Below are 21,121 nucleotides of genomic sequence, written 5' to 3' on the forward strand. Positions count from 1 at the left end.
ATAGTGTTCTGACTGACCGGTTCACCTGGCTCTGTTATTCAAGCGCAGCTGGCAGGAGGCTGTGCAGCAGAACATTAGCGCCTTTTTCTGCCCATTCCGGCTGAATGTTTTCTGCCTCGTTGTGGCTGATGCCTTTTTCGCAGGGGATAAAAATCATGCTGGCGGGCGCGATTTTACTGATATAACAGGTATCGTGACCGGCGCCGGACACCATCCGTTTGCTGCTGTATCCCAGTGCCTGGGCCGCGTTTGCGCTGCGCTGTAGACAGGTCTCGTCAAATGCGATGGGGGCGTAATCGAAGATACGCTCCACGTCGAGCTGAATGCCGCGCTGATTCAGATCGGCGGTTGCCTTGCGAAGCGCCGTTTCCATTGCCTGGAGGGCGGCAGTCTGTGGATGACGAAATTCCACGCTGCAATGTACTTCCCCTGGCACTACGTTACGCGATCCCGGTGAAATCTGCGCCATGCCGATTGTCGCTCTGCCGTCTGGTTCGTGCTGATTGCCAATGTCTTCCACCGCCAGCGCCAGATGGGCGAAGGCGGTCAACGCATCGCGGCGGCTGGCCATTGGCGTGGTGCCGGCATGGGCGGCAAATCCGCGGATTACAACGTTGAACCAGCGCTGGCCCATAGCGGCATGCACCAGGCCGATATCAATACCTTCCTCTTCGAGAATCGGGCCTTGCTCGATATGTAGCTCGTAACAGGTGTAGACAGGGAAGGCGACGGCGGGCTGGTCGCCACGGTAACCGATAGCCTCAAGCGCCTCGCCGACGCTGATGCCGTCCTGATCTTCACGCGTCCACGCGTATTGTTGTGTGAACTGCCCGCTCCAGACGCCGGAGGCCAGCATTGCTGGCGCGAAGCGTGCGCCTTCTTCATTGGTCCAGTTGACCAGTACAATATCGCGTTCGGTCTCAATGTTCTGATCGTTTAAAGTACGCAGCACTTCCAGCCCGGCCAGCACGCCGTAAATTCCATCATATCGCCCACCCAGCGGCTGAGAATCAACGTGTGAACCGGTCATCACCGGCGCAAGCTGTGGTTTTTTACCGGCGCGGCGAATAAACATGTTGCCCATGCTATCGATTTCGCAGCGAAATCCGGCTTCCTGCGCCCAGTCGCGCAGTAAATCACGGGCGAGGCGATCCTCATTGCTTAATGCCAGTCGGGTGACGCCACCGGCTGGCGTGCCGCCGATTTGCGCCATTATCTCAAGCGTCGACCATAAACGCTCTGCGTTCACGCGGATCATACGTCTTCCTTTTTGGTGCGATAGCGAAAGTCACAGCATGCGCCACCCTGCATGATGGTGGTCGTACGGGTCAGCTCCACGTCGGGCGCGTAGCCGACGATAAATTTCTCATCGCGGGCGCAGGAGAGCAGGTGGCCAATCTCACCGAGGCCCATCTCGTGGTACATCTCGGCATAACGGCAGCGGGTGACGTTATAGTTGTACTGCTTGTCGTCGGCGTCGATCACTTTGACATCCAGCGCGTTATCCTTCTCCCACAGGTATTGCAGGGCGATAAAACTCTTCACGTCTGTGCCATTCGGCTCCTTGCGCGCAAATTCTTTACCGGCATCGATCGCCGCCTGCTCAATGGCTTCGCCAATGACCGCCTGGGCGCGGGCTTTCCCTATCTCGCGCACCAGGATTTCATAGATTGGTTTAATAATCTCTGCTTCTATTTTGCGGCGGGCGAGAATGCCCAGCTCATTATTATCACTCATCACATTGCCTCACTGCGTTACTTCGTTTTGGCGCCGCCCAGTACCGTTTGCGGCTGCCATTTACCATCCACGACTTTGTAGACGGTGAAAGACGGCGATTTCAGGTTGCCTTCATTATCAAAAGCGATCTGCCCGGTAACGCCGGAATAGCTTATTGCGCGCAGAACCGGCAGATACTCAGCCGGATCGACAGAGTCGGCTTTTTCCATCGCAGCAACCAGAACGCGGGTGGCGTCATAGGCGAACGGGGCGTGGAGTTCAATATGGGTGTGGTAGCGAGACTGATACTCTTGTTCGAACGCCTTACCGCCCGGCATCTGCTCAACCGGCAGGCCCGGCTCCAGCGCCACGACGCCTTCACCTTCTTTCTGGGCCAGTTGCAGGAAGGTCTGGCTGACGAAGCCGCCTGCGCCCATCAGCGTGGCGTTCATACCCAGCTGTTTGATACGACGCGCCAGCGGTGCGGCCTGGCTATCCACGCCGCCGAAGAAGATCAGGTCAGCGTTTTTGCTACGAATGGCGGTCAGCACGGCGCTGAAATCCACGGTTTTGTCGTCAACGTACTGGCGGTCAACAATCTTCACGCCCTGCGCTTCAAGTGATTTTATAAACTCGTCAGCCAGCCCCTGACCGAATGCGGTACGGTCGTCGATCACGGCAATACGTTTTGCCTTCAGGGTATTCACCGCATACTGACCGGCAAACTGGCCGCCGTCATCGTCATGCCCCATCACACGGAAGCTGGTATTAAAGCCCTGTCTGGTATAGGCATGGCCGGTGGCAACAGGCGCGACCTGGGCGATACCCGCATCGTGATAAACGCGTGCCGCCGGAATACTGGTGCCGGTATTCCAGTGGCCGACCACGCCCGCCACGCCGCTATCGACCAGACGCTGCGCCACAGCCACGGCAGTGCGCGGGTCGGACTGATCGTCTTCAGATTGCAGCCTGAAAGTCACCGCTTTACCACCGATGGTCGGGTGCTGCTTGTTGATATCGTCAATCGCCAGTTGGGCGCCGTTCTCCAGATCTTTACCAATACGGGCAGACGGGCCGGTAAGCGGGCCTGCAAGACCGATGGTCACGGTTTCGCTTTTAGCTGACCATGCACCTGTAGAGGCAAAACTACTGAGCAGAATAGCGGCGCTGAGCGCACTGATTTTTACTGTTTTCATTGTTTTTCCCTGCTGTTGGTGAGTGTGTTAAACAGGCATTTCGCCCAAATAAATCTGTGCAATTTGATCGTCATTAAGCATCGCTTTCGACTCGCCGCGATGCACAATGCTGCCGCTGTCCATCACCCAGGCGCTGTCGGTTACTTCCAGCGCCAGTCGGGCGTTTTGTTCAATGAGCAGCAGGGCGACGCCGCGTGCGCGCAGCCCGGCGATCACGGTAAAAATGTTTTCCACCATCCTGGGGGCTAACCCCATAGACGGCTCGTCGAGGATCAGCAAACGCGGGCGGCTCAGCAGGGCGCGGTTGAGCGCCAACAGCTGCTGTTCGCCGCCAGAGAGCAGTCCTGCAAGCTGGTGCTGGCGTTCGCCAAGACGCGGGAAATGCTCAAAAATCTCTGCCATTTCGCGCTTAACGCTGGCGGCGTCACGCCTTAACCATGCCCCCATCTGCAAATTTTCAAGCACCGTCATGCGGGCAAAGATGCCGCGACCTTCCGGCACCATCACCAGCCCGTTGCGCAGCAGCGTCTCCGGTTTCTGTTTGCGTACGGCTTTGCCATTGAACTCAATGTTGCCGTTAAAACTTTCCAGCCCGGTGATGGCGCGCACGGTGGAACTTTTACCCGCGCCGTTGGCGCCAATCAGCGTGGCTTGTTCACCCTCATGCAGGGTAAAGGAGATATCGCGAACGGCCTGAATACCGCCGTAATGCACATCCAGGCGTTCCACCTTCAGTAACTCAGACATGCTTATTGCCTCCAAGCCAGGCTGCGATAACTGCCGGGTCGCGACGCACGCTATCCGGCGTGCCGCAGGCCAGCGTTTTGCCGTAATCGAGCACCGTCAGGCGGTCGCAGATGTTCATCACCAGCTTGACGTCGTGCTCGATCATCAGCAGGGTTTTGCCATCTTCACGAATACGAATTAACAGCTCGCCAAGTGCGACCTTCTCGGCGGCATTCATCCCCGCAGCAGGTTCGTCAAGCGCCAGAAGCAGCGGATCTGTAGCCAGCGCGCGGGCGATCTCAAGACGACGCTGGTGGCCGTAGGCCAGATCGCAGGCGCGGTAATGGGCAAATTTTGCAATGCCGGTGTACTCCAGCCAGCGCCAGGCCTGTTCGCGGGTTTGCGCTTCTTCCTCACGGGCGCGTTTATGGCGGCTCAGTGCAGCCCATAGCCCATTACGGGTGCGAACGTGGCGACCGACCATCACGTTTTCCAGCACTGACATCTCGTTGAACAGACGCACGTTTTGAAAAGTGCGTGCAATCCCGGCGGCGGTGACTTTCTCTATCTGTTTTGGGTAATAGGGTTGGTCTGCAATAAAAAACGCCCCCCTGTCTGCCGGATAAAGCCCGGTAATCAGGTTAAAACAGGTGGTTTTTCCGGCTCCGTTGGGGCCGATCAGACCGTAGATCTCGCCTTTATTAATGGAAAGCGAGACATCGTCCACGGCGGTCAGGCCGCCAAAGCGTTTGGACATATTGCTCACGGTTAACAGGCTCATGCTTTCACCTCTTTGTGGCGAACCGGCCAGATACCGGATGGGCGAACCAGCATCACCAGCACCAGTGCAAGGCCGTAGAAGAGCTGACGCAAAATTTCCGGGTCAATCAGTACCGTGCCGAACAACATCTGTTGAACAGGGGCCGCCTGGCTACGGAGCAGTTCCGGCAGGGCGGTCAGGAGCACCGCACCGAGGATCACGCCGGGGATATGGCCCATACCGCCCAGCACCACCATCGCCAGCACGGCAATGGACTCTTGCAGGGTGAAGGATTCCGGGGAGACAAATCCCTGAAACGCGCCAAACAGTGCGCCAGCGACGCCACCAAACGAGGCGCCCATAGCAAAAGCCAGCAGCTTATAGTTGCGCACGTTAATGCCCATCGCGCGGGCCACGTCTTCGTCCTCACGAATCGCGTGCCAGGCGCGACCGATACGTGAGTGTTGCAGGCGCAGACAGACAAAAATGATCGCCACAATGACCAGCATCAGCAGGTAGTACCACAGCCACAACGCGGGCACTTTAAAGCCGAGCCAGTGATAAACACCGCTGAACTTCAGGCCAAACAGGTTAAGCGTATCCACGCCGGTGATGCCTTTGGCGCCGTTGGTGATATTCAGCGGACGATCGAGGTTGCGCATCAGAATGCGGATAATTTCGCCAAAGCCCAGCGTAACAATTGCCAGATAATCCCCGCGCAGCTTCAGCGTCGGTGCGCCAAGCAAAATGCCGCATACGGCAGCGACCAGCGCCGCAGCCGGAACGATCAGCAGATACGAGGTATGTAGCCCGTCCGGGAACCAGACGGCGAGGATTGGGAACACCTCAGACAGATGGGGAGAGGCCAGCAGAGCGGCCAGATAAGCCCCAACGGCATAAAAGGCAATAAACCCCATATCCAGCAGGCCGGTATAGCCCACGACGATATTGAGCCCCAGCGCCAGCATGATGTAGAGCAGGGCGAAATCGATCACGCGGACCCAGTAGTTACCGCCAAGCTGACTGGCAACGACAGGAGCGATCAGCAATGCGATGCAGAACAAAGTCATGCCTGACCAAAATTTGCGCGTCGTGGCTGGAGCTTGCAGTTGTACGGTTGTCATTGATTTTCCCTTACGCTCTGTGCGCCACGCGCTCGCCCAGCAAACCTGCCGGACGGAATACCAGCACCAGGATCAACACGATGAAGGCAAACACGTCCTGGTAATTACTGCCAAAGACGCCGTTAGTGAGCTCACCGAGATAGCCCGCACCCAGCGCTTCTATGACACCCAGTAAAATCCCGCCGATCATCGCACCGCGAATATTGCCAATGCCGCCAAGCACGGCGGCGGTGAACGCTTTAATTCCGGGGAGAAAGCCCATTGAGAAGCTGGCGTTACCGTAGTTGCTCGCCATCATCACGCCGGCCAGCGCCGCAAAAATGCCGCCGATAGCAAACGTCAGGGTGATGATGGCGTTTGGGTTAACGCCCATCAGCGTGGCGACCCGCGGATTCTCTGCCACTGCGCGCATGCCTCGCCCGAGGCGAGTGTATTCAACCAGCAGCCACAGACCGGTCATGACTGCCAGCGCCAGCCCGACGGTGACAATGCCGGTGAGAGTGATAATCGCGGGTGGATGAGTTTCGCCGCCGGAGGTCACGGCGATCGGGGCCATCGACAGGATCTGCGGGAACATCAGCGGGTTGCGGGTCCAGACGATCATCGCCACGGTTTGCAGTAATACGGAAACGCCGATACCGGAGATCAGCGGAGCCAGCCGTGGGGCGTTACGCAGCCTGCGATAGGCGAAACGTTCTACCGCCATTGCCAGCAGGGCGCAGACGGCCATCGCAATGAGCAGCGCTACACCGAGTTGCAGTAACTGCGGCATAGCAGGGAAGGTATGATTCAGGACATTGATGGCGGAGAGCGTAGTAAGCGCGCCAACCATCAGGATATCGCCGTGAGCAAAGTTAATAATACGCAAAATACCATACACCATGGTATAGCCCAGCGCGATCAGCGCGTAGATGCTGCCCAGCATCACACCGTTTATCAGTTGTTGTATGAGTGTGTCCAACGTTTGTACCCGACAAATTGCTCTTTCAGTGGGTACCATCCAATAATTGAATAAAATTGTAAAATACACATATATTATTTCTTATGATAAACAGATATTTTCATATCTTAATGATTAATATGATTATTTTATTAATCACAAAACAAGGTTACAGCCTAAAGAAATCAATATATGAATAAAACAGAACAATTGTCGACATTGCCCTCCTTTGCGGAGAGTCGCCTTGCCAACGATCCTCCGTTGCGGGCGGTGCGCGCCTTTGAAGCCATTGCCCGGTTAGGAAGCGTGACGCAAGCCGCGAGGGAACTGGCGATTTCTCCATCTGCGGTTAGCCATCAGCTCAAGTTACTTGAGGGATATCTGCAAATCGCGCTCACCGAACGGCATGGGCGACGACTGGCGCTGAGCCAGCAAGGGCGTGAATATTATCGTTCGATCCGTGCGGCGTTTAACGTTTTGCGTCAGGCGACGGAGCATCTGGTGGAGCAGGAGCAGACCCGGCAGGTAACGATTAGCCTGATTCCGCTTTTTGGGATGGGCTGGTTTATTCCTCGCCTGCCGATGTTTATGCGCGCGAATCCGCATACCGAGATTAACGTGGTGTATGCCAATCACCGCAACTATCTGAGTGACGCTTCAGACATGTCGATCCGCTTCGGCAATGGCAACTGGGCGGGATACCAGAGTGAAAAACTGATTTCCGGGCGCATGGTGCCGGTATGCAGCCAGGCGTTTTTGCGACTGCATGGTCATATTGATACCCCGGAGCAACTGATGCAGATGCCGCTGCTGCATGATGAAGAACGAACCACCTGGCATCAATGGTTTATTCAGCAGGGCGTGAAGCGTTCCCCGCCGCGCAGCGGCCCCTTGTTTGAGGACGGTCTGCTCACGCTGGCGGGTGTACAGGCAGGACTGGGATGCGCCCTGATGCGCGAACCCCTCATTATGCCGTACCTGGACAAAGGCGAGCTGGTGAAGATTTTCGATCTGCCAATAGATGACGGGCGCGACTACTATTTGTGCGTCCGCCAGGATAGTGAAATGACGCAGGATGGCAAACTATTACAGAACTGGTTAAGGCGCGAAGCGGCTACCGTATAACGATGTCACTGCGGATGAAGCGAATAGGGGCGACATAATGAAATGCCGTTTTCAGCGCAGCGTTGCATAGCCTCTGGAGAACGCAATTTCTTCCCGGTCGCAGACGACTTGCCAGGCGTCTGCGACCGGGGTGATAAATCCCCGCAGCCCCAGAGGCCGTAATAGCGTGGCGTCGCGCTCTGTATTCAGCGTCAGCAGCGCCGTTTGCAGCGCCGCAATGGCCTGTGGATTAACGGTATCGCTTGCCACCAGTAAAGGCATCGGCGCGGGAACGCTGCGCGTCAGTATGCGCACATGGCGCGTTAGTTCCGGCTCATACCGGCACAGAAGCGACCAGGCATAGCTGTCCAACGGGCCGACATCCGCTTCGCCCGCTGCCAGCGTTTCCACCACGCGTCGCGGGGTGATTAGCGGCCCGACAAGCGTGCGATAGAGCGTCTTTCGCGTCTCGTTAATGTATGCCGACAGATGATAGCGTACCGCGTTATAGCCGGAGTGCGACTCCGGGTTGGTATACGCCAGCCGCCCGCCGAACGTCTCTTCCAGACATCTGGCGGTAGACGATGTTGGCACCATAAATAGGGTGCGGTAGTGCCCTGGAATCCCTTCCCTGGCGGCCTCTTCCGTAACCGGCGCGGCCACCGGGCGTACCGGAAAGCGCCGCTGCGCGAAGGGCCAGCCGCACATGAATACCGCCAGCAGATCGGAACGAGTCCATAGCCCCTCCAGCCTGGCCGGGGCCGGGTAGTCAACAATCTCTGCCGTCAGCCCGGCGCGGCGCACGGCTTCGGGCAGGAGTCTTTTCCACCCCTCCGCCGCTGCCGGAGTTACCGAGTACATTCTTGCGTTAACAATCATCGGTAACGTAGCTCCTGACCAATACCCAGCGCATGCGCTTTCTTAAGCATCGTATGCCCCAGCGCAATATCGCTTAGCGACAGCCCCCGGTGCCAGAAGAGGATGGTTTCATCATCATTTTCACGGCCTGGCTTCGTGCCCGCGACAATGTCACCCAGCTCGGCATGCAGGGTATGCTCACTTAATTTTCCCGCTTCTACGTGGGCTCGCAGTGAACCAAACATGCCGCCTTTGCACTGCCCCCAGTCGTCCACCACCAGCTTGTCCATCATGTCGGTGAGCGACAGCTCCACGGCGCTCATGGTGCCGTAGGGCACAACAAAGGCGCCGGGCTTTATCCATTCTGTTTTTAACAGCGGCGTCGGCGCATTAAGACGCGAGGCTTCGACCACAATATCCGCGCCGCGCACGCAGCTTTCCCAGTCATCGGTAACGATGATTTTTTTGCCGAGATCCTGCTCCAGACGGCGGGCAAATGCGGTACGGCTTTCCGGGCGACGTGAATGAATGCGGATTTCATCAAAATCATAAATGCTGTTGAGCAGACGAACGTTCCACCAGGCGGTTCCCCGCGCGCCGATATGTCCCAGCACTTTACTGTTGCGGCGGGCAAGGTGGCGTGCGCCCAGCGCGGTAAGCGCGCCGGTGCGCATATCGGTGATTGCCGACGCGTCCAGAATGGCGACCGGCATCCCGGTGCGCGGATCGAACAGGTTCAGTAGCGCCATTTCCGAGGGCAGCCCGAGCGTATAGTTATTGACGTAATCGCCGACGATTTTTACCCCGGCGAGTCCCAGCGGTTCGATATAACCGCGCAGCACGTTAAAGTGGCCGTTAAACGCTTTATCGGGAATTAAATGCATGCGCGGTTCAATGACTGTTTTTTTCTCTCCCTGTGCCCGCAGCCCGTCCTCCACCGCCGTGAGGATTTCCGTATCCGTGAGCTTCAGTTGGTCAACGTCGGGGCCGTTTAGCCAGGTTAAATGGATGGGTTGAGTCATAAATTTCTCTCACTGGTAGCATGGTTCGCATCGGGTCGTACGTGGGTGAAAAGCCGCTGGCGAGTTAATACGCCAACGGGCGCGCCGCATTTGGTGACGGTGATGCTGTCGGCGCGCCGGGAAAGCATCAGCGCCAGCGCGTCTTTCAGGGTAGCGTTGACGTCAAGCCGTTGTGGATGGTCAGCGTTCAGAGACGTTTCCATCGCCTGGGCTACCGGGGTAATAGCAAGAAGTTTCAGCGCCGCATCGCTGCCGACAAAAGCCGCGACGAACTCATCTGCCGGGGCCGAGAGCACTTCAGCGGGCGGGGCATACTGGCACAGGCGTCCTTCGCGCATAATGGCGATGCGATCGCCCATTTTGATGGCCTCATCAAGATCGTGAGTGACGATAATCACCGTCTTTTTCACGCGTTGCAGAATCTGCTTAAACTCGGTCTGTAATCGCCCGCGAACCAGCGGATCGATGGCGCCGAACGGTTCATCCATCAGCATGACCGGCGGGTCCGCCGCCAGTGCGCGGGCAACGCCGACTCGTTGCCGCTGACCACCGGAAAGCGCGGCAGGAAATCGGCTGGCGTATTGCCGGGCATCCAGCCCGACCAGTTCCAGTAATGTTTCCACTCGCGCCTGAATACGCGAGGCGCTCCAGCCCAGCAGGCGCGGCACCGTGGCGATGTTGTCCGCGACGGTCATATGCGGGAACAGTCCGACGTTCTGAATAACGTAGCCGATATGTCGACGCAGCATCACCGGATCTTCCGTTGCGACGTCGCGCCCATTTACCCGGACACGCCCGGAAGTGGGTTGTTCCAGCCGGTTGATTAAGCGCATGGTGGTGGTTTTACCGCAGCCGGAAGGGCCAATCAGGGCCGTGGTGGTTCCCTCTTCAAACGTCATGGAGAGATCGTCAAGCGCTTTACGCGGCGATCCAGGATAAATTTTGCTAATATTTTCCAGTGTAATCATTGTATTAGCCCTTTACGTCGGCTGAGAAAACAGGCGCTCAAGCAGGGCGAAAAGCGCTTCGATAGCCACAGCGAGCAGAATAATCGGCACCGCGCCGACCAGCAGGCGCGACATGTCCATGATGGCAATGCCGGTGGTGACAAAATCCCCCAGACCGCCGCCACCGATAAATGACGCCAGAGCCGCGCCGCCGACAACCTGTACGGCGGCGGTACGGCAGCCGGCGAGAATGCCGGGAGCCGCCAGAGGCAGTACGATTTTGCCTGTGACCTGCCAGGGCGTCAGCCCCATGCCGTGCGCCGCTGAGAGCGTATCCGGGTTCACGGACTGAATGCTGGTGCAGGTGTTGAGCAAAATCGGCGGCACGGCCAGCACCACCAGCGCGACGACTGAAGGCAGCAGGCCAATACCGAGAAACGGCATAACCGCCGCAAGGATCGCCAGACTTGGGATCGTCCGCAGCGTGCTGGCGCCGCTGGTGATGATAAAAGCGAGGCGAGGGATGTTCGCGATCAGCACACCCGTCGGGATAGCAATAATCAGGGCGATGCTGAGCGCCAGCCCGCACATCATCAGATGCTGCCACACTGCCTGCCAGAACAGCGGCTGGTTATCCAGCACCCATAGCCATGCCTGGATTATCATTGGTCTCTCCCCTGTAAAACGCGCCGCTGTAGCCGGACAAAAAACAGATCCGCGCCGATCGCCAGCAGCGACGTCAGGCCGCCGCCGATAAATATTTTCTCTGGATAGCGCTGATCCAGCCCGGCGAGAATAATCGCGCCAAGTCCACCGGCGTTGATATATGCCGCGACCGTAGCGATGCCGATAAGCGTGGTGGTGGCAATGCGCAGTCCGGTGATGATGAACGGTAGCGCCAGCGGCAGTTCCACTTCGCGCAGATTGCGCCAGGCGCCATATCCCATTCCGCGCGCCGCTTCGCGGACGTCCAGCGGAATGGCATGAAAACCGGTGGCAATATTGCGGGTCAGGATCATCAGCGCATAGGCTGTCAGCCCGACAATCGCCGGGAGCATTCCGATGCCGAGCCACGGGATGAGCAGTGCGAATAGCGCCAGCCCTGGAATGGAAAAAATCATGCCGGTGACCGCCATCACCAGCGCATACAGTCGCGGGCGGCGGGCGGTGGTAATGCCGAGAAACAGTGAAATAGCGAACGCCATCAGCATTGCGGCACCGACCAGTACCAGATGCTGCCAGAGCGCCAGCAGAATGTCGTCATAGTGTCGCGTCGCCCAGCGCATCAGGAGGTCTCCAGCAATACGGCCTGGCCTGCAAGCCATTCCGGCTGCATTATCGCGTCGGCCAGAACGGAAATATCGCCAGCGCTGGCGCGATCTTCATCCAGCGGCGCCACCCGAGCGCGAATCTTGTCGTGTAATGCCGTTGCATAGCGTCCTGGGCGTGGCGACGCCTGAAGATCCAGCGCCTGCGCGGCAACCAACAGTTCAATGGCCACCAGATAGCGCAGGCTTTCCAGTAGTCGTGTGGTTTTGGCGACCACCCCCATTGCCTGCGAGGCGTAATCTTCAATCCGATCGGCTACCGGCATCGTCAGCGGGGAGAGCGGCTGGGCATGATGGGCGATATCGCTGACCAGCGCGGAAACCGTCTTTTGCAGCGTGGCGAAGCCTGTCTGCCCGGCGTGGCGGGTGAGAAAACGCGGCAGGCCGCTGGCGGCGGGTGACATCAGTTTCATGATGCGTTCGCCGCTGCATGCGGCATGGCGGGCGAGAGCCAGCCCGAGGCTTTCCAGCGCCAGCGCCAGATGCGTGGCATCAAAATTGGCATTTGCCAGGACCTGTTCAGACTCAGCCAGCAGGCCGGGATTGTCGTCGGCGCTGTTGAGTTCCAGTTCCACCGCCGCGCGGGCATTCAGCCAGGCGTGGTGAACGCAGGCCAGCACCGGCGCGACGCAGCGGAAGCTGAGCGGGTCCTGCAACGAACGCGCGCTGCCGGGCTGGAGTAGCGGGCTGCCTTCCAGCAGCGCCAGCAGATACGCGGCGGTCTTAGCCTGTTGCGGTGCGGGGCGCATCCGTGCCGCCCAGGGCGTCAGCGGCGAGATATTAGCGCGAAACGCTTCAAACGAGAGCGCGATAGCGCCCGCGTGGGCGTTCATAAGCCGGGCGGCGTCGTGCAGCAGCAGCGCGGCGAGGCCAACGCTGGCGGCGTTAGACGACACCAGCGCCAGCCCGTCTTTTCCACGCAGCGGCGCAGGCGTCAGACCCGTCTGGTTCAGCAGTGTGGAGACCGGCGCCACCGTACCCTGATATTCCGCTTCGCCATCGCCGATGAGCGCGCGTCCGATATGCGCCAGCGGCGCGAGATCCGCTTCGCCGATAGATCCGATAAGCGGAACGCGCGGATGGATGCCTTCGTTGATAAAGGCCAGCAGCGTCTGCGCCACGGGCAGAGAAATACCCGATGCGCCCTGCACGAAACCCGCAAGACGCGCCAGCATGATCGCGCGAACCTGTGCGGGCGTTGCCTGCTGGCCGACGCCGACCGCCCGCGCCAGCGGGATTCGTCGCTGAATCGCCTGTAGCAGATCCTCATCGTGACGGTCATTTTGCGTGTGCAGCAGCGTCGTATCGACATTAGCGCCAAGCCCGGTGGTGACGCCATAGATATGCTTTCCGGCGCTGATGCTGTGCAGCAGAAAATCAAAGGACGCGCTGATGGCCTGCTGCGCCTGCGCCCCCAGCGCGACAGTCTGGCCGCAGTCAGCGACAGCTCGCACGTCATCAAGCGTGAGCGGCGCGTCGCCCAGAAAAAGTGTCGTTGTCACGGTCGTACCCTATTTAATTACGCCTTTTGCGCGCAAAAAGTCTTCCGCCACATCGCGCGGTTCTTCTTTATTCTTTTCCACTTCCGCATTCAGTTTTTGCATCGTGGCGTTATCAAGCAACTGGCTGATGTTATTTAAAATGTCGCGAACCTGAGGATGTGCCTGTAGCGCGGCATCGCGCACGACCGGCGCAACTTCGTAGGGAGGAAAGAGGTGTTTATCGTCTTCCAGTGCGACATACTGGTTTTCCGCGATTTGCCAGTCGGTTGCGAAGCCGTTTGCGACGTCTATTTGCCCGGCAGCAAGGGCGTCGTAGCGCAGGCCAACTTTGGCAAACTGGCGGAAGGCTTTAAATTTAATGCCGTAGGTCTGCTCCAGCCCTTTCAGGCCGTCCTGGCGGTCGCCAAATTCCGCACCTGCGCCGATGGTCAGTTCCGGCGCGGCTTTGGCGAGATCGGAGAGCGTTTTCAGGTGGTATTTCTCGGCGGTTTGTTTGCTCACCAGCAGTGCGTAGCCGTTGTTCACGCGGGCTGGTTGCAGCCAGGTGAGATGATATTGCTGCTGGTAGGCGTCGCTGACCTGCTTAAACACCTGTGCGGCATCGGAGGAGGGCTTTCCTTTGACCACTGCGCTGAGCGCCGTACCGGTATATTCCGGGTACATATCAATTTCGCCTTTCAGCAGCGCGGCGTGGGCGATTAACGTCCCGCCCAGGTTTGTTTTGCGTTCAACGGAAAGACCGGATTGCTCCAGTGCCTGGGCATAGATTTCCGCCAGAATATATTGTTCGGTAAAGTTTTTGCTGCCCACAACGAAATCCGCTGCCTGCGCCTGCGCTGCGAACAACCCCAGCGCCAGCCAGGAGGCTGCCAGTTTGTTTTTTATGCTCATCCCCGTTTCCCCGCAAAGAAATGCATGAATTTACTTGTATATACAAACCAGCGAAGCTAGCAGCATATTGACGGCGCATGAAATAGGGATTCGTTCTTTCTTATAACGAAACTTTAAATGTTTACTATTTGGCTGACTTCTCCTCGTACCAGCATCGTCAGACAAGTTTCAGACGGGGATCAGTGCCGTTGAATGGTCTTAACGGCGGAGAGCGCCGGGTGGATACATAAGTAATTTTGGCTGCTCAGTAATCCCATCTTTTTTAATGCCGACCTCTTGTAGTAAGAGACCGTTTTTTCAGAGATGTTTATTGCGCTGTACATTCGTTTCACATTCCCGGCGCGGACTAACTCGCTGAGAATAAAAAACTCTTTGTCAGTGATGGTGTTACTTTCCGTATTTTTTCTATTTGAAATAGCTATCAGAATATCGTTTAATTCTGATAATGTTTTGTTTTTATTGAAGTAATATACACCGTACTGGCAAAAGAAATGGCGACGGGAATGCAGGCCTGACGGTGATATGCACAGCGTAACCTTACTAAAGAAAAAGGTTATTAACCTGCCGAGTAAACCCGGTTCTCTGACGGAGAGCAACACAACGGTATCTTTTGATAGCGAAAAAGAGGTGGTTAGCGTGAAACGTTCAAACTCGCCAGCATCGCTTAAAAAAATGCTCTCAACACGCGTACCTGACTCTTTCATCCCTTTCGATATACCCGTCAGATAATAGACGTCATCAGACACTATCACTATTTTCGACTTCATTTGAATCCCTTTTTTATATTTGAAATATGCTGGTTTCCTTAATATTTAAATCGTTATTACGAATGATTCTCGCTCATCAACGGGCCAGAGAAATCCCTGGGCATAATGTACGTCGCTCTCCGAAATAAAGCGGTGCTGGTATTCGTTTTCAACGCCTTCCACCAGAACATGATCCGTCAGGTATTCCACCTGTCTTACCAGCGTTGTCATTGCTGAGGTATCCTGTTCAGCGGATATTCTCCAGAGTTCATGTTTATCAATCTTAATCCCATCAAAGCGAAAGGGGAGTTGCGCAATTAACGGAATATGCCTGACATAGAGATCGTCCAGCCAAAGTTGAGTATTAAAAGCGCGCATTAGGGTCAGAATTGCATCAATATGCGGCACAAGTCGCGGAAAATAAGACTCGCTTTGCTGGCAATCAATTTCAATGACCTTTGGGCCGGGTAACATGGCAAGAATCGATCTGAGCCACACCAGATTCATAAGCAATGGAATCGTAATATTCAAAAATAAAATGCCATTGCGATCGTGCTGATTTGCTACTCCCGTGCATATCTGTTCCTGAACAATATGTGACAGGAGTTCTGGCGAAACAGAGCGGAAAAATAGCTCTGGATCTGCCCCTTCCGGCTGGCAGAGCACCTCACCGCCAATCCGTCTACCGGTCTGGACATGAATGATAGGTTCGATACGGCACATGAGTTTCATAATAATGGCATATCCTTTTTAATTATAAACGGTGCATCGGGATTTTCTGGGATTAATTAAATCGGTCGCGATAAGATATGCTTGCACTTTTTAGTGGATTACTGTTTATCGCTTTCAGCATTTTTATGTGTTCATTTTTAGTGCTTAGATGCAGCTTTTTATTAATCTTTTTGATGTAGTAAAAAAGCGTGTGATAGCGTTTATTTATTCTTTTTGCGATGTCATGGGTAGGCGTGCTGTGGGCCAATTCGGTCAGAACGGTCCATTCAATGTCGTCAAAAGAATCCGGCTGTTCTATTTCAGCCATGAGATCGTTAATGTACTGGCTGTAAAAAGCCTCATCCAGCCAGCAGGCATGAACGGCATGATTAAGCTCGGACATGGGTTCATACTTAGAAACGATATTGATATAATGAAAACTTCGCAAAACCTGAAGCAGGTAACTGTTACGCGTAAAAGTAAACACCGTTAAGCGAATGCCAGGATAGTTTATCTGCATATCATAAATAAAATTAAGCGCCTCCAGCGCACTCTCCTCCAGCGTAAAAACTTCCATGACGACATTATCAATAATATGGTTTTCTATTTTGTATTTTGCTTCTCTGAATGTCGGGCTGGTGTGTAATACCAAAGGGTTGATCAGGTGTTTGCAAAGAAAATTAATCATATAGTTATCGGTATCAATAATTAACGTTGAATGGAGCGGCTGCGTAACGCTATTTAATGACTTGACAGAGTTTTCTATCATGACTAAATCAAATCTTGCAGTGGAAGGATTACAGGGGGAGTCCTCACTGCTGAGATAAAGAAATTGATCGTTCTGTAGTGTACGCATTATATTTTTCGATCCGCATATCGTTTACAATAATGACAAGATGTAAAATTTAACTGTAACTATTTATAAAATAAGAAAATAATAGTGATGCTATTAAAACACACCATGATAAGGCGTTGATATACACTTCATCCTTCAGGCTGCCTCTTTGTTGGCTGCGCTCATTCACCCCGGTCACGTACTACGTTTACGCTCCTGGGGGCTCATTCACTTGCCGCCTCGATGCTTCTCAAATGATTTTGTGTATAAATATCTTTCTTTTTTTGTTGAGGCTTCTGATTATTTCAGTAGATGACTATTCTGTTTCTCGCCTTTTATCATGGGTAAATGATGTTTACTTTCGCCGTGGTTTGTATTCTGCCTTCCGTCGGTTTGGCACCATAGATGTAATAATATGCTCTCAGTGGAATATCAAAATTGCTTCCCCACTGCGCAATCTTATAGAGTTCATACTCGCTGGTAATATTACCTGCGGTAAGCTCTGTCTGGCTGATGGCAATTTTTTTACTGGTATCGGCACGCATAATTCGCACCCCAATATTCCTTGCCGTTCCCTGGGTGTTTTTCAGGGTGTATTTATCCGTATCGACGCTGGCGCTACTGAGATAAAACTGAATGGTGCGTGTGCTCATGCCTTCTAACAGGTCGCTGCATTCGGCATGCAGAGTGAAGTTTTCATAAAACTGCGCTTCCTTTCCTGCGGATATCAGGCTGGTAAGATCGGTTTCCGGTAGCGTGACCGTCGTATCCGGGATGCTACAGGTGCTGACATGAGGACGATAATTGATCGTGATATTCTGGTAGAACAGGCGTTTCTCTTCGTCAGAACCGATAAGGCCTAATATCCATTTAATGAATTCGGCTAAATTAACGCCGGGAAACCAGAAATCGATACCTGAAGCATCAACAACGGATATAGCGTGAGCAAGAGTAATACTGGTTGCGTCCGGGCCAACGTTATAGACATAGGCCGGGTTGGCGCCGCTCGGTACGCTTTTGAGTAACTTAGCCTTATAGGTATAGACCACGTTATTCAGCGAAGTACCGGGAATATGACTTTCTCCAGAGCGACTATAGTCTTTTTTCGTGGGTACAATATTGCCGATGGTGAATTGCAATACATAGTTACCATAATTGATATAGGCCGTGCTGTTGGCCATTTCAGAGATAATAGCAACACGGTTAACATAACCAATCCATTCGCCACTACAGCTAAACGTACCGGATGACAGCGACAGGTTCTGCGAACCTGTGGTTTCGCTGCTGAGGGAAAGTGAATCCAGGTTGAGCACCAGATTGCTCTCTTTTTGCGCGCCGGAATCGCTTTTACAGGAGGCCTGTACGCCATAGCTTATCGATCCCAGTAGCCAGGCAAGAATTAACGTTATTGTACGGATAGTGATTTTCATCCTCTGCTCCTGCCATTAGCGGCAAATATTTATCTGACCATCGTGGGTCGGCTGGCTAATAACACAGCTTTGGCGGCCGTCACTGCTGGTTTTGATATGTAAACGTGACGGGAGCTGTTCCGTTTTCAGGTACAACATTCCTCCCTGGGCGACATATCCGACGCTGGCGCCAGCATCGTCAAAAATTTCGGTGCCGAAGGGGAGAGGGCGCCCGTTAACGGCCCGTGCTGGCAACATGAACTGCCGCCGTTGGTCGGTATCGAAGCGCACATAGGTGACGGAACCCGCATAAGGCACCACTTCCTGGATATTGCCTTTCAGCTCAACGCCTTCCTTCATATGGGTGGTATCTAACTGGATTCGGTTTTTACGGTACGGGGACAGGTAAGGAACCAACGCTTTCCCGGAGGTATTCGTGGTGCGTGTGCCGTCGCCGCCCAGCGTGGCCCCTTGAGCGCCTGGCGCGTCGATAATTGCGAAGGTATCGCCCAACTGGCTGGACGTCAGCAGGCCGCCCCGATAAGCCACCAGGCTACCGCTGGCTCCCGCGCCGATCTGACGATAGTCTCCTGACTCGCTATAGCTGCCGTTTAAGGTGGTAAACGCAGTGCGATAGCTCAGGCTGCTGCTGGCCGAGTTATTTCCACCGCGACGGTTGCTGCCGCTGACGCTATAGGTCGCCTGATTAAATTCGCCTGCGGTTCCGCTGATCCCCATGTTCGTGTCGGAATAGCCGTCACGATTAAATGTAACGCTGCTGTTGAGGAAGACGGGCCGTTCAAAGAGACTCAAGGGCACCGAGAACGTGAGGTAATAACGTCGCTCTTCGCGCTGATTATCGTTACGCATGCTGCTGGCTGAGAGGGTATAACTTACGGCGCCAACGTGGTTGGAATACCCCAGTTGATACTCTTTTGTTGTGCCATGACCATTCCAGTAGTCCCGCCAGGTTCCTGATAAGTAAAGGGAACCCAGCTCCTCACCCAGAGACTGGCTCAGGTTGATATTAAAGGTGTTTTTCTGGCGCATATATCTGGCATTAGGGCTGTCAGCGTTCTCTTTTTGCCAGTTGTGCAAAGCGATTGCATCATTGAAGCTGTAATAGTTTTTCGTGGAATAGCGATACGCCGCCAGCGCAAAGTTCGTCCCGGTGACATTAAAGAAACGACTAAAGGCGACTTTGTAACTTTGCCCGCGGACTTTTTTATCTGCCGGAATTTGCGTTTGTGACTGTGTGACGTCAAAAGACAGCGCGCCAAACGGGAGGTTAAGGCCGCTCCCGAGAAGAAACGCGTTATAGTCTTCGCTGTAAATTACCCCGGTATAACCGGTGATCAGGTTATTGATCCCGTATTGATAGCTGCCCTGGGCAAACTGGGGGCGATAGCGGCTTTCTTCCGTGCGCGCTTCCCCCAGCAACAGACCATATTTCCCAATCCCTTCTTGCAGCATGTTTGGCACCGAAGAAAAGGGGACGATGAAACTGCTGGTGCGCCCGTCTGCTTCAATGACTTCGACATTCAGATCGCCGCCTGAGCCGGTAGGAAGGATATCCGCAATTTCAAACGGGCCAGGCGACACGTTTTTCTGATAAATAACCTGCCCGTTCTGACTAATTTTAACCAGCGCGTTAGACTGTGCGACGCCGCGTACAATCGGGGAAAAGCCCTGCTGAGAATCGGGTAACATGCGCATATCCGTGCCCATGCTGACGCCGCGAAAACGCAAAGAATCAAAAAGATCGTTGCTGGAATAGCTGTCGCCCATGCGGATGATCGATTTAAGCGCAGCGATCCCGCGCTCAACGTAGCGTGTATTGTTTGTCCATGATCCTTCCACGCCCTTGCTTTTGTTATAGCTGGAACTATCGCGAAATTGCCAGCCAAACGCATTCAGCCCGCTGTTTAACTGGAAATAGGCGTTTTCCTGATTGCGTCCTCCGCCTTTGGCTTCGTTGTAGTTATAGTTGGCATTGTATCCCAGCATCAGCGCCGGAATGCCTTCATCCCAAAAGACGGGATCGACATAACCGCGCAGCGTCTGGCGAATATACGCCTGGGGAATGGTCAGACGTAGCGACATATCGGCCGCATTGACTTTCATACTGCCTCCGTGCAGTAACGTATTCACATCCACTCGCTCGCTGGCGCTGTTTGCGGCAGGGACTATTGAGGGAAGAAGCCCAAGCTGGGCAATATTCTCATGCTGGAAAAACGTTCCTTCATCCGTGATATAAACGGGAAGGCGGCCTTTCCACTCCTCGTTAATAAAAACATCAAACGGGTATTCACCAGGAGGAAGCGCAGAGGCACGATAAAAACGCGACATATCGGCATTTTTAGAGTCACCGGCTAAAAAGTCAGTATTGAAAGCCACGGCATACGCCCGGCTATAAATAGACATCATCGCCAGTATTGGCAATAAACATGCGTATTGACTCTTTTTACCAGCCATTGCCATCCCCATTCATTTGGACATTATTATATTATTTTGTGGTGAATGAATATTTTTGATATGAACCGTAATCATCAACTAACAGAATATCCAAAGCCTGCCCCGATAAAACCGCCCCTGTCGTGGGTATTGTCAGTGTTGACAATGGCGCAATCATTTTCGGTTCGCCAGTAAGAGATTTACCTCGTGAACTCATTGTGGCAATCGATGCGAAATAAGGAGCCCGGTTTGTGGCGACAAGTTGATTACCCTGCGCGCTAAACGATAAATACTTATGTAAATCGCTGGCCGGAATCGTGAGTTCGGTCGGGCGATAAAATAATTTGATGCGCGACTTAATGGCGATTTGCATCGTGTTTTTGCCATCAAGATTTTCCTGTTTTGGCGGAATATCCAGCACATTCAGGTAATAAACGGACTCCCTGTCCTGAGGCAGCGCGTTGGCTGAACCGGTATAGCGAATGCGCAGCTGCTGGCCGCTACCGCCTTCAACTTTCACCACTGGCGGCGTCAGCAAAAAGGGAACCTGAGCGGTTTCTGGCGTAGAGTCTGGATTACCTTCGTCTATCCAGGCCTGAATTAACGCCGGACTGTTGCCACGGTTAATCAGCTGAACCGTTGTTTCTTTTTGTTCTTCAGGATAGATAACCCTGGTATTGCTAATAATAACATTCGCCAGACTGCTAAAGCTGAAGGCAATAAGCGTTAGAAAAATGAGAGAACGTTTCATATTAACCTGAAAAAAGAGAGCCTAATCTAATCAATATACCTGGTCGCGTTTATTTTCTCTCTTCCCTCCTGAATTGCAGGTATAAGAATACCTCACCAGAA

Annotated in this window: 21 protein-coding genes; 1 reads left to right on the plus strand and 20 read right to left on the minus strand. The window is 54.3% G+C overall.

Features of this window, described 5'->3' with window-relative positions:
- Nucleotides 1–34: 34 nt before the first annotated feature.
- The 7 genes from OGX75_RS15115 to OGX75_RS15145 are packed head-to-tail and all read right to left on the minus strand — an operon-like array spanning nucleotide 35 to nucleotide 6,483.
- Entirely contained in the window at nucleotides 35–1,258 is a 1,224-nt protein-coding gene (locus tag OGX75_RS15115; protein ID WP_286450899.1) for a Zn-dependent hydrolase, read from the minus strand.
- Nucleotides 1,255–1,737 carry an L-2-amino-thiazoline-4-carboxylic acid hydrolase gene (locus tag OGX75_RS15120; protein ID WP_012133757.1) on the minus strand — a complete coding sequence of 161 codons (483 nt, stop codon included), beginning with the start codon at nucleotides 1,735–1,737 and terminating at the stop codon, nucleotides 1,255–1,257. Before OGX75_RS15120 ends, OGX75_RS15115 begins: the two co-directional genes overlap by 4 nt.
- 17 nt (nucleotides 1,738–1,754) lie before the next feature.
- Complete coding sequence (locus tag OGX75_RS15125) at nucleotides 1,755–2,912, minus strand: branched-chain amino acid ABC transporter substrate-binding protein (protein WP_286450900.1); 1,158 nt, start codon at nucleotides 2,910–2,912, stop codon at nucleotides 1,755–1,757.
- Nucleotides 2,913–2,939: 27 nt separating this feature from the next.
- Nucleotides 2,940–3,659, minus strand: coding sequence for an ABC transporter ATP-binding protein (locus OGX75_RS15130; RefSeq protein ID WP_286450901.1), 720 nt, complete (start codon nucleotides 3,657–3,659; stop codon nucleotides 2,940–2,942).
- Nucleotides 3,652–4,419, minus strand: coding sequence for an ABC transporter ATP-binding protein (locus OGX75_RS15135; RefSeq protein WP_012133754.1), 768 nt, complete (start codon nucleotides 4,417–4,419; stop codon nucleotides 3,652–3,654). Before OGX75_RS15135 ends, OGX75_RS15130 begins: the two co-directional genes overlap by 8 nt.
- The gene (locus tag OGX75_RS15140; RefSeq protein ID WP_198448456.1) at nucleotides 4,416–5,522 is read right to left on the minus strand and encodes a branched-chain amino acid ABC transporter permease; all 1,107 of its coding nucleotides are present in this window, start codon (nucleotides 5,520–5,522) and stop codon (nucleotides 4,416–4,418) included. Before OGX75_RS15140 ends, OGX75_RS15135 begins: the two co-directional genes overlap by 4 nt.
- Before the next feature lie 10 nt (nucleotides 5,523–5,532).
- Nucleotides 5,533–6,483, minus strand: a complete 951-nt coding sequence (locus OGX75_RS15145) for a branched-chain amino acid ABC transporter permease (protein ID WP_024130638.1) — start codon at nucleotides 6,481–6,483, stop codon at nucleotides 5,533–5,535.
- 171 nt (nucleotides 6,484–6,654) lie between these two features.
- Between OGX75_RS15145 and OGX75_RS15150 the strand changes: the two genes are divergently transcribed.
- A complete protein-coding gene (locus OGX75_RS15150; RefSeq protein WP_286450903.1) occupies nucleotides 6,655–7,587 on the plus strand; it encodes a LysR substrate-binding domain-containing protein in 933 nt (310 codons plus the stop codon).
- A 51-nt stretch (nucleotides 7,588–7,638) separates the two neighbouring features.
- On the opposite strand, the gene OGX75_RS15155 is transcribed toward OGX75_RS15150, so the two are convergent.
- The 13 genes from OGX75_RS15155 to OGX75_RS15215 all read right to left on the minus strand — a co-directional run bounded on the left by OGX75_RS15155 (nucleotide 7,639) and on the right by OGX75_RS15215 (nucleotide 21,020).
- The gene (locus tag OGX75_RS15155) at nucleotides 7,639–8,445 is read right to left on the minus strand and encodes a phosphate/phosphite/phosphonate ABC transporter substrate-binding protein (RefSeq protein ID WP_286450904.1); all 807 of its coding nucleotides are present in this window, start codon (nucleotides 8,443–8,445) and stop codon (nucleotides 7,639–7,641) included.
- On the minus strand, nucleotides 8,442–9,446 hold the full coding sequence (locus OGX75_RS15160) for an ornithine cyclodeaminase family protein (RefSeq protein WP_110494633.1): 1,005 nt from the start codon (nucleotides 9,444–9,446) through the stop codon (nucleotides 8,442–8,444). The genes OGX75_RS15155 and OGX75_RS15160 overlap by 4 nt, the downstream gene beginning before the upstream one ends.
- The gene (locus OGX75_RS15165; RefSeq protein ID WP_047458700.1) at nucleotides 9,443–10,414 is read right to left on the minus strand and encodes an ABC transporter ATP-binding protein; all 972 of its coding nucleotides are present in this window, start codon (nucleotides 10,412–10,414) and stop codon (nucleotides 9,443–9,445) included. Before OGX75_RS15165 ends, OGX75_RS15160 begins: the two co-directional genes overlap by 4 nt.
- Before the next feature lie 12 nt (nucleotides 10,415–10,426).
- The gene (locus tag OGX75_RS15170) at nucleotides 10,427–11,059 is read right to left on the minus strand and encodes an ABC transporter permease (RefSeq protein WP_012133747.1); all 633 of its coding nucleotides are present in this window, start codon (nucleotides 11,057–11,059) and stop codon (nucleotides 10,427–10,429) included.
- Nucleotides 11,056–11,679, minus strand: a complete 624-nt coding sequence (locus tag OGX75_RS15175) for an ABC transporter permease (RefSeq protein ID WP_012133746.1) — start codon at nucleotides 11,677–11,679, stop codon at nucleotides 11,056–11,058. The genes OGX75_RS15170 and OGX75_RS15175 overlap by 4 nt, the downstream gene beginning before the upstream one ends.
- Nucleotides 11,679–13,223: an HAL/PAL/TAL family ammonia-lyase gene (locus OGX75_RS15180; protein ID WP_286450905.1), complete on the minus strand. Its 1,545-nt coding sequence runs from the start codon at nucleotides 13,221–13,223 to the stop codon at nucleotides 11,679–11,681. Before OGX75_RS15180 ends, OGX75_RS15175 begins: the two co-directional genes overlap by 1 nt.
- A 9-nt stretch (nucleotides 13,224–13,232) precedes the next feature.
- The gene (locus OGX75_RS15185; protein ID WP_047458689.1) at nucleotides 13,233–14,114 is read right to left on the minus strand and encodes a glycine betaine ABC transporter substrate-binding protein; all 882 of its coding nucleotides are present in this window, start codon (nucleotides 14,112–14,114) and stop codon (nucleotides 13,233–13,235) included.
- 179 nt (nucleotides 14,115–14,293) lie between these two features.
- Nucleotides 14,294–14,881: a LuxR C-terminal-related transcriptional regulator gene (locus OGX75_RS15190; RefSeq protein WP_286450907.1), complete on the minus strand. Its 588-nt coding sequence runs from the start codon at nucleotides 14,879–14,881 to the stop codon at nucleotides 14,294–14,296.
- Between the two features lie 45 nt (nucleotides 14,882–14,926).
- Nucleotides 14,927–15,592, minus strand: a complete 666-nt coding sequence (locus OGX75_RS15195) for an EAL domain-containing protein (RefSeq protein WP_104869041.1) — start codon at nucleotides 15,590–15,592, stop codon at nucleotides 14,927–14,929.
- A gap of 52 nt (nucleotides 15,593–15,644) precedes the next feature.
- Nucleotides 15,645–16,427 carry a response regulator transcription factor gene (locus OGX75_RS15200; protein WP_146209150.1) on the minus strand — a complete coding sequence of 261 codons (783 nt, stop codon included), beginning with the start codon at nucleotides 16,425–16,427 and terminating at the stop codon, nucleotides 15,645–15,647.
- A gap of 317 nt (nucleotides 16,428–16,744) precedes the next feature.
- On the minus strand, nucleotides 16,745–17,836 hold the full coding sequence (locus OGX75_RS15205) for a fimbrial protein (RefSeq protein ID WP_058668655.1): 1,092 nt from the start codon (nucleotides 17,834–17,836) through the stop codon (nucleotides 16,745–16,747).
- A 15-nt stretch (nucleotides 17,837–17,851) separates the two neighbouring features.
- Nucleotides 17,852–20,290, minus strand: a complete 2,439-nt coding sequence (locus OGX75_RS15210) for a fimbria/pilus outer membrane usher protein (RefSeq protein WP_200096322.1) — start codon at nucleotides 20,288–20,290, stop codon at nucleotides 17,852–17,854.
- 31 nt (nucleotides 20,291–20,321) lie between these two features.
- The gene (locus OGX75_RS15215) at nucleotides 20,322–21,020 is read right to left on the minus strand and encodes a fimbrial biogenesis chaperone (RefSeq protein ID WP_049009526.1); all 699 of its coding nucleotides are present in this window, start codon (nucleotides 21,018–21,020) and stop codon (nucleotides 20,322–20,324) included.
- Between the last annotated feature and the right edge of the window lie 101 nt (nucleotides 21,021–21,121).

Origin of the sequence: Citrobacter sp. CK199 (assembly GCF_030333285.1) — a bacterium.
Classification (GTDB): domain Bacteria; phylum Pseudomonadota; class Gammaproteobacteria; order Enterobacterales; family Enterobacteriaceae; genus Citrobacter_B; species Citrobacter_B koseri.